The organism is Novosphingobium sp. BL-S-24, assembly GCF_055521575.1.
The window spans coordinates 235,197-248,311 of the sequence record NZ_CM145487.1; the positions used below are offsets into that span (position 1 = coordinate 235,197).

At 62.1% G+C, this 13,115-nt stretch carries 10 protein-coding genes; 5 read left to right on the plus strand and 5 right to left on the minus strand.

Translation table 11 applies throughout. The annotated features are described in order from the left end of the window. Positions 1 to 135: 135 nt before the first annotated feature. The 4 genes from ACZ1JM_RS00910 to ACZ1JM_RS00925 are packed head-to-tail and all read right to left on the minus strand — an operon-like array spanning position 136 to position 6,152. Positions 136 to 1,266: an alcohol dehydrogenase catalytic domain-containing protein gene (locus tag ACZ1JM_RS00910; RefSeq protein WP_465132222.1), complete on the minus strand. Its 1,131-nt coding sequence runs from the start codon at positions 1,264 to 1,266 to the stop codon at positions 136 to 138. Between the two features lie 30 nt (positions 1,267 to 1,296). Beyond that, the gene (locus ACZ1JM_RS00915) at positions 1,297 to 2,157 is read right to left on the minus strand and encodes an isocitrate lyase/PEP mutase family protein (protein ID WP_465132223.1); all 861 of its coding nucleotides are present in this window, start codon (positions 2,155 to 2,157) and stop codon (positions 1,297 to 1,299) included. Positions 2,158 to 2,196: 39 nt separating this feature from the next. Next, positions 2,197 to 4,086 carry a hydantoinase B/oxoprolinase family protein gene (locus ACZ1JM_RS00920; RefSeq protein WP_465132224.1) on the minus strand — a complete coding sequence of 630 codons (1,890 nt, stop codon included), beginning with the start codon at positions 4,084 to 4,086 and terminating at the stop codon, positions 2,197 to 2,199. A 17-nt stretch (positions 4,087 to 4,103) separates the two neighbouring features. Further along, a complete protein-coding gene (locus ACZ1JM_RS00925) occupies positions 4,104 to 6,152 on the minus strand; it encodes a hydantoinase/oxoprolinase family protein (protein ID WP_465132016.1) in 2,049 nt (682 codons plus the stop codon). A gap of 180 nt (positions 6,153 to 6,332) precedes the next feature. Between ACZ1JM_RS00925 and ACZ1JM_RS00930 the strand changes: the two genes are divergently transcribed. The 5 genes from ACZ1JM_RS00930 (at position 6,333) to ACZ1JM_RS00950 (ending at position 12,363) form a co-directional block, all read left to right on the plus strand. Beyond that, positions 6,333 to 7,838: an aldehyde dehydrogenase family protein gene (locus ACZ1JM_RS00930; RefSeq protein ID WP_465132225.1), complete on the plus strand. Its 1,506-nt coding sequence runs from the start codon at positions 6,333 to 6,335 to the stop codon at positions 7,836 to 7,838. 221 nt (positions 7,839 to 8,059) lie between these two features. Then, positions 8,060 to 9,265 (plus strand): FAD-dependent oxidoreductase, encoded by a 1,206-nt coding sequence (locus ACZ1JM_RS00935; protein ID WP_465132226.1) that lies wholly within the window; start codon positions 8,060 to 8,062, stop codon positions 9,263 to 9,265. A gap of 58 nt (positions 9,266 to 9,323) precedes the next feature. Then, a complete protein-coding gene (locus ACZ1JM_RS00940) occupies positions 9,324 to 10,067 on the plus strand; it encodes a maleate cis-trans isomerase family protein (protein WP_465132227.1) in 744 nt (247 codons plus the stop codon). 170 nt (positions 10,068 to 10,237) lie between these two features. Further along, positions 10,238 to 11,143, plus strand: a complete 906-nt coding sequence (locus ACZ1JM_RS00945) for a hydroxymethylglutaryl-CoA lyase (protein WP_465132228.1) — start codon at positions 10,238 to 10,240, stop codon at positions 11,141 to 11,143. Beyond that, a complete protein-coding gene (locus ACZ1JM_RS00950) occupies positions 11,140 to 12,363 on the plus strand; it encodes a CaiB/BaiF CoA transferase family protein (RefSeq protein ID WP_465132229.1) in 1,224 nt (407 codons plus the stop codon). Before ACZ1JM_RS00945 ends, ACZ1JM_RS00950 begins: the two co-directional genes overlap by 4 nt. 39 nt (positions 12,364 to 12,402) lie before the next feature. On the opposite strand, the gene ACZ1JM_RS00955 is transcribed toward ACZ1JM_RS00950, so the two are convergent. Further along, entirely contained in the window at positions 12,403 to 13,053 is a 651-nt protein-coding gene (locus tag ACZ1JM_RS00955; protein WP_465132230.1) for a GntR family transcriptional regulator, read from the minus strand. Positions 13,054 to 13,115: the final 62 nt, after the last annotated feature.

A 13,115-nucleotide genomic window follows, 5' to 3' on the forward strand; every position in this document is an offset into this window, starting at 1 on the left:
CGCCTTTGGTCAGCAACTCGTAGAGAGTGACAAACCAATGACGTTTGACCGGAATAATCAAGCGCATATCCGCCTGTCGGATAGTTTTATCCGCTAGAGCGATCGCAGGGAACTTTTTGCAACTTTAGAACCGCCTTACCAAGCCGGCACAATGACTTGGCGGATTGCTTCGCCAGATGCGAGCTTGTCCATCGCTTCGTTGATCTCTTCCAATGGGCCGATGGAGGTCAGCAGTTTCTCCACCGGAAGCCGGCCAGCGCGCCACAGCTTGATGTAACGAGGAATATCCCGGGAAGGGATAGATGATCCCATGTAGCTTCCCGACAGTGCCTTACCATCAGCCACGATTGACAGTGCATTGATTGCCAGGTCTTCGGAAGGATTGGGCAGTCCTACCGTCACGATGCGGCCTCCGCGACGAGCCGAACGATAGGCGTGCGCCAGCACGGCCGCCTTGCCCACCGTTTCGATAACGACATCGCTTCCCATCGCCGCTTCGTCCTCGCCGGGTGCCGAAGCCGTTGCCGCGCCAAGTTCCAGGGCCAGCGCGCGCTTTGCAGGCGACGGGTCGATTGCGTGTACCGGTTGTGCCCCGGCAGCCAGGGCGCCCAGGACGGCGGACAATCCGACACCTCCCAAACCAAAGACGGTCACGCTTTCACCGGGCTGTACTTTGGCGGTATTCATGACGGCGCCGACGCCTGTCAGGACTGCGCAGCCGAACAACGCACCGGTTTCAGGCGGAATGTCGGCATCGATCTTCACCAGCGACCGCCGGTCGACCACCGCCTGGGTGGCAAAGGCGGATACTCCCAGGTGATGATGAACCGTCTCACCGCCATCCTCGCTCGGGCAGGACAGACGACTGCCGCCGCGCATCAGTTCGCCCTTGCCGTTGGCCGCTGCTCCGTTCGCGCAGAGATAGCCTTCCCCGGAAGCGCACTGCACGCACTGGCCGCAGCTGGGCAGGAACACCAGCACGACCCGGTCACCGACAGCAAGACCCGGTTCGCCGGGATCACCAAGCGCAAGGATCGTGCCCGAAGCCTCGTGACCCAACGCCATCGGCATCGGGCGAGGGCGATCGCCGTTAATCACGGAGAGGTCGGAGTGGCAAATGCCCGCCGCGTCAATGCGCACCAGCACTTCGCCCGGCTTTGGATCCGCCAGTTCGAGTGGCTTGATATCCAAAGGCCGGTTGTCTGCGTAAGGCTTTGGGTTGTCTCCTGAGCGCGACAGGACGGCAGCGGCAATGCGACGGGTCATATGCTCTTATGTCTTTCTATCGGGGCAGCGTCAGTCAGCCTTGGCCCACTTTTTTTCAAAGTCCCAGACTTCTTCGAAGCCGATCAGCGAGCAGAATTCATTGAAGCTGAAGATACCCTCCGGTTCGCCGATGCCCTGGTTCTTCAGGTCGCGCAGCGCCTTTTCCATGGCGGTGCAGGCTACCAGGCTGGTGAGCGAGGGATAGATCGCATAGGCATAGCCGATCTCTTCCAGCACCGATGCATTGGGAACAGGTGACTTGCCGCCGTTCGACATGTTCGCCATGCACGGCTTGTCCAGCTCCGCACAGGCGCGGCGCATCTCTTCTTCTGAGGTCAGCGCTTCTGGGAACAGCACATCGGCCCCGGCCTTCGAATAGGCTTCCAGACGGCGCAACGTACCATCCATCCCTTCGCTGGCGCGTGCGTCGCTGCGGGCGATGATCACGAAATCATCGCTCTCCCGAGCGTCGATGGCGACCTTGATCTTCTCCACCATGTCCTCGACCGGGATGAGCCGCTTGAAGGGCGTGTGGCCGCACTTTTTCGGGAATTCCTGGTCTTCCAGCTGGATCGCGGTAACGCCTGAGGCCTCGTATCCCTTCACGGTGTGATGAACGTTGAGCAGGCCGCCGTAACCGGTATCTCCATCCGCTATCACCGCCGCATTGGAGGTGCGGACGAGCGTTTCCATCCGGTTGCGCATCTCGCTGTATGTGGCGATCCCGGCGTCGGGCAGACCCCAGGCCGATGCGGTGAGCCAATAGCCCGTTCCATAGACAAGATCGAACCCGACCTTGTTGGCAATCACCGCCGCGATCATGTCCTGGATACCAGGCACGATGAAGAACTTGCCGCTCTCCAGCTTCTGGCGAAAAATTGGGTTGGCCATCGTATCTTCCTGAAATCTGCTTTGTGACGGTTGTCGTGTTTACTCGGCGGCTATGGCGAGTGGTGTGGTCCATTGGGGTGCTTTGGGTGCGGGGAGGCCTGTTTCTTCGAGGCAGTTCTGGCGCAGGGTTTCGATGTCGGGTCCGAAGTTGAAGACGGTGGTGTCGCCGCGTTCGCTGCGCAGTTTGGTGCGCAGGGTTTGGGTGGCGGCGGCATCGACCTGGCCGTTGACGAGGACGACGCCGTAGTCGCGGGCGCCCTGCTCGGTGACCAGGCCCTGCTTCAGTTCCTTGACGAGGAGGGCGGGATCGCGCTCGAGCGGGTCGCCCCAGCCACCACCGCCCCAGGTGATGAACTGCAGTTCGTCGCCGGCTTCGACGGGATAGTCCTCCAGCTTGTTGCCGACGACGATTTGGGTTCCGTCCGCCTTGGTGAGGATCTTGCGGGCGCGCTTGCCGGGAAGGCCGCCGTTGACGCCCCAGGGCGGCACGAACCAGCGGTCGTCGTGGATGGCGATGACGCCGGGTTCCAGGAAGCGGTAGACCATGTTGATGCCGTTGCCGCCGCGGTGCAGGCCCGCGCCGCCGGAATCGGCCACCGTTTCATAGCGCACGATCTCGAGCGGGAAGTAGCGTTCGAGGAACTCGTTGGGCACGTTGGTGAAGCCGGGGAACAGCGAGTGGCCGTCCGGCCCGTCGCCCAGCGGCCGGCCGGGGATGCCGCCAAAGCCGATCTGGAACAGCTGGAACCATTTGCCCGCCTTGTCGTGGCCGGCATAGAACAGGTGCGGGCTGGACGAGAAGCCGGCGGCGTTGAGGAACTCGGGCGTCTTCTGGCCGAGCAGGCCGCCCAGGATATCGAACAGGCGGCCCAGCACGTGGGTGCGGCCCGACAGCGCGGCGGGGAACTTCGGCTTGAGCAGCGAGCCTTCCGGGATGCGCACGTCGATCAGGTCGTAGTAGCCATCGTTGAACAGGATCTGCGGATCGAAGATCATGATCATGTAGATGCCGAAGAACATGCGCATCATGTTCTCGTTGAGGAACATGTTGATCGATGCCTTGGACTGCGGATCGGTGCCGTCGAAGTCGAGTACGACGCGGGTGCCGTTGGGGCCGTTCTCGCGCCACATGGTGCACTTGATGCGGTAGGGGCCATAGCCCATGCCGTCATCGCAGATGTAGTCCTCGAAGCTCACCTTCTCCTCGCCGATCGAGGTTTCGATGAGGTGCTTCATGGCGCGGTGGTTGCGCTCCAGCAGCATGTCGGTGGCCGAGACGAACACGTCGTCGCCAAAGCGGGTGGCCATTTCCACCACGCGGTGCGCGGCGACGCGGCACGAGGCGATGAGCGCGTTGAGGTCGGCCTTGCACCAGTCAGGGGTGCGCGACTGGTGCATGACCAGCTTGATCAGGTCCTCGTTGTATTCGCCCTTCTTCCAGATCTTGACGGGCGGGATGCGCACGCCTTCCTGGAAGATCTCGGTGGCGTGGATCGGCATCGATCCCGGCACCATGCCGCCGATGTCGCTCTGGTGGCCGAACATCGAGGTATAGGCGATCAGGCGGCCGCTCTTGAACACCGGCAGCAGCACCAGCCAGTCGTTGCAGTGGCTGATCGCGCCGCCGACCGAGTAGGGGTCGGACAGGAAGATCAGGTCGCCGTCTTCCACGGTGCCGTCGAAGCCGTCGAGGAACGGGCCGATGTACGAGCCGAACTGGCCGACGATCATCTTGCCGTTATGGTCGGCGATGAGCGGGAAGGCGTCGCCCTGTTCGCGGATGCCGGGCGACATCGCGGTGCGCACCAGCGTGGCGTCCATCTCGATGCGCGCGTTGCGCAGCGCGTTCTCGATGATGTCGAGCGTCACCGGATCGACGGCGACGGTCTGGAAGGGGGTTTGGTTGGCCTGGATGATACGTGCAGACATTGGTTCGTTCCTCTCGCTCAGGCCAGGTTGATCAGGATGTTGCCGACATGGTCGACGGTGCCCAAGCAGTCGCCTTCGATGAGGGTGGTGGAGTCCATCTCGGTGACGATCGCCGGGCCCTTGATGACATCGCCGGCGCGCAGCAACGCGCGGTCGTAGATGGCAGCGGGCGCCATCGCGCCGTCGAACCACAGCTCGTGGTCGCGCACCTTGGCGCGCGAGGGATCGCCATCGCCCTGCTCCAGCGGGGCGCTGGGCAGTTCGAGGGCAGGCCCCATGGCGACGGCGCGCAGGTTCACCAGTTCGTGGGCGCTGTCCATGTTGAAGGTGAACAGGCGCAGGTGCTCGGCATCGAAGCGGGCGGTGACGCCGGCCAGGCCATCGGCCTTGAGCGTTGCCGGATCGATCGCGAGCGGCACTTCGAAGGCCTGGCCTTCATAGCGCACATCGAGTTCGAACTGGCTGGTGATGTCGGCATCGGCAATGCCTTCGGCGGCGAGTTCGGCGCGGGTCTGCGCGGCCATCTCGTCGAGGAGGGCGAGCACGTCCGCCTCGCTGGTCTCGGCCACGCGCTGCGAGAACGAGCGGGCCGTCTCGGTGCGCATGCGGGTGGTGGCATCGCCCAGCGCGCACAGCACGCCCGGCGAGACGGGGGAGACGGCAGGCCAGGAGCCCATCAGCCTGGCGACCGCGTTGACGTGGAGCGGCCCGGCGCCGCCAAAGCCCATCACCGCGAAGTCGCGCGGATCGTAGCCCTGCTGGACCGAGATCATGCGCAGCGCGCCGAACATGTTCTCGTTGACGATGTCGATGATGCCGCGGGCCGCTTCCATGAGGCCGATGCCCAGCGCATCGGCGATCGTCTGGACCGATTTCTTGGCGCCTTCGCGATCGAGCTTGAAGGTTCCGCCCAGCAGGTTCTCGGGCAGGTAGCCGAGCACCACGTTGGCATCGGTCACGGTGGGCAGGGTGCCGCCCTTGCCGTAGGCGACAGGGCCGGGCACCGCGCCGGCCGACTGCGGGCCCACACGAAGAGCTTTGGTCAGTTCGGGAACATAGGCGATCGAGCCGCCGCCCGCGCCCACGGTCTTGACGTCGAGCGCCGAGGCGCGGACCGAGAGGTGGCCGACTTCGGTGGTGCGCTGGCGGCGCGCTTCCAGATCCTCGATCAGCGCGACGTCGGTGGAGGTGCCGCCCACGTCCAGCGTCAGGATGTTACGGATGCCCGCGTTGCGGCCGACCCAGATGGCGCCGGTGACGCCGCCAGCGGGACCCGACATCAGCAGCGAGACGGGATGCTCTTCCGACTTCTCGGACGACATCAGGCCGCCGTCCGAGCGCAGCAGCGAGAGCGATCCGGCCATGCCCGCACCGCGCAGCGAGGCGCGCAGGTTGCGCACGTACTTGCCCACGACCGGGCGCACCGCGGCATTGGCGACGGTGGTCAGGGTGCGTTCGTATTCCTGCATCTCGGGCAGGACGAGGTGGCTGAGCGAGATCGGCACGTCGGGCATGATCTCGGCGGCGAGCTCGGCGATGCGCGCTTCGTGCGCGCCGTTGAGATAGGCGTTGATCAGGCTGACGGTCAGCGCCTCGACGCCCGATGCCTTGAGCGCTTCCAGCGCGGCGCGCACCTCGGCCTCGTCGATCGGGGCGATCTCGTTGCCGCGCGCGTCCATGCGGCCCTTGACCTCGAAGGTGTCTTCCAGCGCCGCCAGCGGCTCGGGCTTGGGCCACACGATCCAGCCCGCGAGGCCACCGGGCACGAACGAACGCGCGATCTGCATCACCTGGCGATAGCCGTCGGTCGTGATCAACCCGACCCGCGCGCCCTTGCCTTCCAGCACCGCGTTGGTCGCAACCGTCGTCCCGTGCAGAAAGAACTCGACATCCGAAGGGCTCACACCCGCCTTGTCGCAGATCGCCGTCACCCCGTTCAGAATCCCCTCCGAACTGTCATGCGGCGTCGACGGCGTCTTGTTCCGCCAAAACTCTCCCGTCACCTGATTGAACAACAACAAATCCGTGAACGTCCCTCCAACGTCCACTCCCAAGCGATAGGTCATGTCATCCTCGATCGTTTTAAATGCGGCGGGAGTCGCGGCAAATCGTCGCGGCATGACTAATGCGCGACAGCGCTTCGGCTGTAGTTTCGGACAAAGTTATCCGCCAAGCGACTTTTCGGCCAGCGCGACCCCGCGTGTGAAACCACCGACATAGAATAGCAGCAACCAAGGAGATCAGCCATGCCACTCGACTTCAGCACGCTTCGCCCCGGCACAAAAGAATTCCTGAACCGTCGCGCGCGGGGCCAGGGATTGTTGATTGGCGGCGAATGGCTTGCCGCGACCGACAACGCGACTTTCGCGACCGTCGATCCTGCGACCGGCAGCGAACTTGGTCAGTGCGCCAAGGCTGGAGCAGTGGATGTAAACGCAGCGGTGGCCGCTGCACGGAAGGCACAGGCGGGATGGGCCGCGACCGTGCCGGTTGAGCGGGCGCGCATCCTGTGGAAGATCGCCGACCTGATCGACGCCAATATCGACGATCTTGCAGAACTGGAGACGCTTGATCAGGGTAAGCCGTTGTTCGTCGGTCGCTGGGCGGAAATTCCGGGGGCGGTCAATCAGTTCCGCTTCTTTGCTGGACAGGCGATGGCGATCGAAGGCAGCACGCTGGAAAGCTCGATCAACTATCAGCCAGAGGGTAAGCAGGTCCGCAGTTGGACGGTGCGCGAAGCGGTAGGTGTGGTGGCCGCTATCGTTCCCTGGAATTCGCCACTGGTGCTCACCGCGATGAAGCTGGCGCCAGCGCTGGCCGCAGGCTGCACCGTTGTGCTCAAGCCTGCCGAAGATACCTCGCTCACTGCGCTGCGTCTGGCCGAACTGATGGTCGAAGCCGGCGTTCCGGCCGGTGTCATGAACGTGGTGACCGGGCTGGGCGGAGAGACCGGGGCGGCGCTTGCATCGCACCCCGATGTCGACAAGATCGCCTTCACTGGCTCGACCGCGACCGGTCGGGCAGTGCTTGATGCGGCCAAAACCAACTTCAAACGCGTGACGCTGGAGTTGGGTGGCAAGTCCCCTACGATCGTGATGCCCGACGCCGACCTTTCGCTGGCAATCCCGGGCGTCGCCAATGCGATCTATTTCAACGGTGGACAGGTCTGCATCGCTGGATCGCGCCTCTATGTCCATCGGTCGGTCCACGATCAGGTTGTCGAGGGTGTCGCCGCTTACGCCAAAGGGTTGAAGCTGGGCCACGGTCTAGACGCCGCAACGCAGATGGGCCCGGTGGTTTCGCTGCGCCATGCCGAGCGGGTCGAAGGCTTCCTTCAGCGCGCGCGGGCCGAAGGCGCGACGATGCTGACAGGCGGTGAGCGTACCGGCGAAGCGGGCACCTTCATCACGCCGACGGTCGTGGTCGATGTAAAGCCGGAGATGGAAATCGTTCGCGAGGAAGTATTCGGCCCGGTTCTCGTTGCTCAGGCATTCGACGATGTGGAGGAAGTGATCGCCGCCGCCAACGACAGCGAGTATGGCCTTGCCGCCAGTGTGTGGACCGAGGGACTGTCCAATGCCCATCGCATGTCGAGCGCCATCAAAGCGGGCACCGTCTGGATCAATTGCCACGCCATGTATGACGCCACTCTGGCAATCGGCGGGGTCAAGCAATCCGGGTGGGGTCGCGATAGCGGGAAGCAGGCGCTTGAGAATTATCTGGAATGGAAAACCGTCTGCGCCGTGGTCTGATCTGCGCAATCCGAGATTGGGTAAAAGGGGCGTGCCGATGGCGCGCCCTTTTTTCGTTCAACTAACCGATTGGAAACCGGGGGCATTCAGATTCACGCTCCGTTGTTGCGTTGGCGAAACATGCAATCCCCGAACCTCGGATAGTTCCGTGTCCACACCAAGAAAGAGCAGCAGGGGAGTCCATAGCGGGGGCAGACAATAGAGATTGGAGTCTGCTTCTTATGACAGCAGTTGAACGGTGCCAGGTAGCGATCGCGGGGGCAGGGCCGGTTGGGACGGTCCTGGCGACGTTGCTGGCCCAGGCGGGCGTCGACGTGGTCGTTCTGGAGACAGGCGCAGACTGTGCGCAGGACCTTCGTGCTTCTACTTTCCATCCGCCGACGCTTGAAATGCTCGATCAGATCGGCATTACGCCGATGCTGCTGGAAAAGGGATTGAAAGCGCCGGTCTATCACTGGCGCGACCGGGAAACAGGCGAAGTCATTGACTTCGATCTGGCGGATATCTCCGATGTGACGCGCTATCCCTTCCGTATCCAGTGCGAACAATATCATCTGTCGCGCGCGCTTGCTTCAGGTCTCGAGAAGTATCCGGAAGCCTCGATGCGTTTCGGTGCTCGATTGCTGACGTTCGACGAAGACGCTTCCGGGGTGAACGTGGCCTACGAGACCATGACCGGGATCGAGCGCCTGCGTTGCGATTACCTGATCGGTGCGGACGGCGCGAACTCGATCGTGCGGAAGTGGCTGGGCATCGAATTTGATGGCTTTACTTACCAGGAACGCTTCCTGTGCCTGTCCACCGAAACCGAACTGGCAGATTACCTGCCAAATCTGGCACTGGTGAACTATGTTTCGGACCCGCAAGAGTGGCTCGTTCTGCTCCGCGTGCCCTCACTATGGCGGGTGCTGGTCCCGACTGATGGCGCACTGTCCGATGACGAATTGCGGTCCGATCAGATGAAGAATGCCATCTTTGATCGGCTTGTGGGAGACGGTGCCTTAGTACAGACGAAGCACCGCACGCTCTATCGGGTGCATCAGCGTGTAGCCAAGTCCTTCCGCGAAGGTCGGGTGATGCTCGTCGGCGATGCGGCACATCTCAACAATCCGTTGGGCGGTTTCGGCATGAATTCGGGCGTGCACGACGCGTTCAACCTGTTCGGCAAGCTGTTGCCGGTGCTGAAGGGCCAGGCCGGTGAAGAAAACCTTGCGCTGTACGACCGTCAGCGGCGAGAAGTGACGCACAGCTTTACGCAGATGCAGACCAAGGAAAACATGGCCATGATCCGTGGCGGCCAGGACGAAGCTCACCAGCGTCGCCGGGAAACCATGCTCGCGATCAAGCAGGATGACGACCGTCGCCGGGCCTACATGCTGCGGCAGGCGATGTTCGAAAGCCTTGCCCAAGCAGAAACGATACGCTGAGGCGGGATCTGCGCCAATCAGTTCGCGTGGCCGTAGGGCCGGCAAATGGAGTACTGTAATGGGTGACGTTCTTGGTTGGCGCAAATTGCTCGGCGTAATTGCGCCGTCTACCAACACGGTCGTGCAGCCCGACATGGAGCGGATGCGCCCGGAAGGGGTGACAAATCACGTTTCGCGCATTCATGTCGAAGATCCGGTCGCGTTGACGAACGAGGACTTCATCGCGGGTACCACGGCAATCGCCGAGAATACGCTGGATGCCGTGCGGTCGGTGATGACCTGTCGCCCGGACTATCTCGTGCTTGGGATGTCTGCTGTCACTTTCTATGGTGGCGTGGAAGGTAGCCGGGCTTGGAAGAAGCAGGTTGAGAATGTCGCCGGTGTCGGTGCTTCGACGGGTGCCGAATCTGTTGCTGCAGCGCTCCATGCGTACGGGGTGAAATCGGTCAGTTTCGTTTCCCCTTACTACCCGGTCGCGAACGCCGAAGTACGTCGATTTCTCGACGAATCCGGGTTCGACGTAAAAAAAGATATTCCTCTGGAATGCAAGCGCTGGACCGACATTGCCAAAGTCACGCCCGACACGCTTCGCGGCGTGATTGCCGATCTGGACGGCGACGATGTGGACGCAATCCTGCAAGTCGGTACGAACCTGTCGATGGTCGATCTGGCTGCCGAATACGAAGCCAAACTCGGCAAGCCCGTTATCGCGATCAATACGGCTACATACTGGCACGGCCTGCGTGCGCTCGGCATCACCGACAAGATTGCCGGTATGGGGCGGCTGCTCGAAGAGTTTTAAACGCCAACTTTTCCAGCATCAGGATACAGGAATTCGGCGACGAGATCGTGATCCCTGGAGTTTAAAGGCCTTCTTGCAACGTCATCATATATCCACTATCAATTATGTATACTATATGGGTATACCCGGTTTTAGCTGGGCATGCGTCGATTATCGCAGGAAGGTTTTCCGTGGTCGAGATTGTCGAAGTCGCACCGCGCGATGGTTTGCAGAACGAGAAGATACTGATTTCGCTGGAGGACAAGGCGGAACTGGTCCGTCGCGCCATTGATTTCGGTGCGCGCCGGATAGAGGTCGGCAGCTTCGTCAATCCCAAGAAAGTGCCGCAGATGGCGGGCACTGACGAGCTTGTCGCATTGCTGCCCAAGCGAGATGACGTGACGTACATCGGCCTGGTCATAAACCAGCGAGGGCTTGATCGTGCGCTGGCGGCAGGCATCGACGAAGCGGGCGCCGTCTGCGTTTCGACCGACAGCTTTGCGATGCGCAACCAGGGCCAGACCAGTGACGAATCGGTAGAAGTCGCGTCCGCGATTGTTCGCAACGCAATTGCTGCGGGGAAGGGCGGTCAGGTTACTATAGGCGCGGCTTTCGGATGCCCATTCGAAGGCGAGGTTTCTCCGGATCGAGTAGTCGCCATGGCCCGTCGCCTGGCGGAAGCGAACCCGCGGGAAATCGCATTGGCCGACACGATCGGCGTCGCTGTTCCGGCGCAAGTCTCGCGCCTGGTCAAATCGGTGGCAGAGGCCGTCGGCAGCATTCCCATCCGGGTCCACCTGCACAATACCCGCAACACCGGGATAGCGAATGCCTGGGCGGCGGTGGAGGCAGGGGCGTCCACGCTGGATGCAGCATTAGGTGGCATCGGCGGATGTCCTTTCGCGCCGAACGCTACCGGCAATATCGCCACGGAAGATCTGCTTTATATGCTGGAGCGCTCTGGCATCGATACCGGCTATGATCTGTCGAGCACGATCGAGCACGCCGCCTGGCTGGAGACCATCATGAAAAAGCCCTTGCCGGCCATGGTCAGCCGTGCCGGCAATTTCCCCCAAAAGATCGAAGCGCAGGCATGACACAGGGACAAGAGATGAAGAACGAAGGCGCCCTTCAGGGAATCCGTGTACTGGAGCTGGGCCAGTTGATCGCCGGTCCTTTCTGCGGACAGCTTCTTGGCGACATGGGCGCCGAAATCATCAAGATCGAGCCGCCCCATGTCGATGGCAAAGGCGGCGGCGATCCCATGCGCAACTGGGGCCATGGTGAAGCGAAGCTGTGGTGGGAAGTCGTTGCCCGCAACAAGAAATCCGTCAGCGTCAACCTGCGCGTTGCCGAAGGACAGGAGATCGTTCGCAAGCTGGTGGCGCACGCCGATATTTTGATCGAGAATTTCAAGCCGGGAACGATGGAAAAGTGGGGCCTCGGCCCAGATGCGCTGCATGCCATCAATCCCCGCCTGATCATCGTACGCGTCTCGGGCTATGGCCAGACCGGTCCCTATTCCACGCGCGCGGGCTTCGGCGGCATCGGTGAAGCGATGGGCGGATGGCGCTATATCGTCGGCGATCCCGATCGCGCGCCAAGCCGTATGGGTGTGTCGATCGGGGACAGCCTGGCCGCGACGTATGGGTGCATGGGCGCTTTGGCTGCGCTGCATGCTCGCGAACGCACCGGTAAGGGCCAGGTTGTCGATAGCGCCCTCTACGAAGCGGTGCTGCAGGTCATGGAAAGCCTGGTGCCGGAATACATGGTGTCGGAGCATATTCGTCAGCGTTCAGGCTCCATTCTTGAGGGGATTTCGCCGTCCAACGTTTATCCCACCAAGGACGGCGAGTACCTGATCGGGGCCAACCAGGACGCGGTTTTCCGCCGCCTTTGCGATGCGATGGGCCGTCCAGACCTCGCTACCAACGAGCGGTATGCCACTCACGTCGCGCGCGGCAACAACCTGCGTGAGCTGGACGACATCATCGCCGAATGGACCCGGACGCTGACGGTCGACGAGCTTGAAGCGAAGATGATCGAATTTTCCGTACCGGCCGGCAAAATCTATCGTGCGCCGGAAATGCTTTCGGACCCTCACTTCGCGGCGCGCGATGCTTTGGTAGACATGGAGCATCCGCGGTGGGGCAAGTTCAAAATGCAGAACGCGTTCCCCAAATTCTCTGACACGCCCTCGTCGGTTCGCGAACCGGCCCCGCTGGAAATCGGCCAGCACAACGCCGAAGTCTATGGCGAGTTGCTCGGACTTTCCAACGAAGAGATCGCCGCGTTGCAGGCCCGCCAGGCGATCTGATGGTTGCGCCCCGGCCATGCGCCGGGGCCTCCCTCCACGTTATGCTAGGGGATTAGCTGCGGGCGCGCGACGAGCGTGGAGGGCGCGACGGATGTGGGCGATCATCAAGGCCTCCGCCCAATCCGGATCGCCCTTTTCCAGCGCCGCAGTAATCTCGGTATGCTCTAGATAACTGCGTTCCAGCTGCTCACGGCTGTATGACAGCGCCGTCTGCTGGACGACCGGCTGCATCACGAGACGGGCAAGCAGCGCGGCCAGCCGGTCTGACGCAGCGATTTCCAGGATCAGCGAGTGAAAACGGGAATTGGCGGCGAGGAACGCCTGTACGTCGAGTTCCGGTGCTTCCAGAACATCGCGCAGCAAGCGATTGATTTCGTGCAATTGCGCGATATGTCCGTCGCCGACGCGAGTTGCGGCGCGGCGCACCGCATAGCCTTCGAGCATGCCGCGCAAGGTGAAGACTTCTTCGATATCGTCCGTGGTCCATTCAGCCACGAATGATCGCTGACTGTCGGTTCGCCGGACGAACAAGTCGGTTTCCAACCGGCGGATGGCATCGCGAACGGGGGTCCGCGATACCCCGCAGAGGGTTGCCAGTTCTTCTTCCTTCAACTGCGAACCCGGCGCCAGTTCGCCGGAAAGGATCCGGCCACGCAGTTCGACATAAGCGCGATCACTGGCTTTCGACACGGTTCTCTTCCATGGCACCTAAAACTACATTGGCGGCACCTAGCTGCGCTTGACCGAAAGGC

Excerpts from the sequence above, each read along its gene's own strand:
- ACZ1JM_RS00935 (WP_465132226.1), top strand. The coding sequence starts at position 8,060 with ATGACAGCAGTTGAACGGTGCCAGGTAGCGATCGCGGGGGCAGGGCCG.
- ACZ1JM_RS00940 (WP_465132227.1), top strand. The coding sequence starts at position 9,324 with ATGGGTGACGTTCTTGGTTGGCGCAAATTGCTCGGCGTAATTGCGCCG.
- ACZ1JM_RS00950 (WP_465132229.1), top strand. The coding sequence starts at position 11,140 with ATGACACAGGGACAAGAGATGAAGAACGAAGGCGCCCTTCAGGGAATC.
- ACZ1JM_RS00915 (WP_465132223.1), bottom strand. The coding sequence starts at position 2,157 with ATGGCCAACCCAATTTTTCGCCAGAAGCTGGAGAGCGGCAAGTTCTTC.
- ACZ1JM_RS00910 (WP_465132222.1), bottom strand. The coding sequence starts at position 1,266 with ATGACCCGTCGCATTGCCGCTGCCGTCCTGTCGCGCTCAGGAGACAAC.
- ACZ1JM_RS00925 (WP_465132016.1), bottom strand. The coding sequence starts at position 6,152 with ATGACCTATCGCTTGGGAGTGGACGTTGGAGGGACGTTCACGGATTTG.
- ACZ1JM_RS00920 (WP_465132224.1), bottom strand. The coding sequence starts at position 4,086 with ATGTCTGCACGTATCATCCAGGCCAACCAAACCCCCTTCCAGACCGTC.
- ACZ1JM_RS00930 (WP_465132225.1), top strand. The coding sequence starts at position 6,333 with ATGCCACTCGACTTCAGCACGCTTCGCCCCGGCACAAAAGAATTCCTG.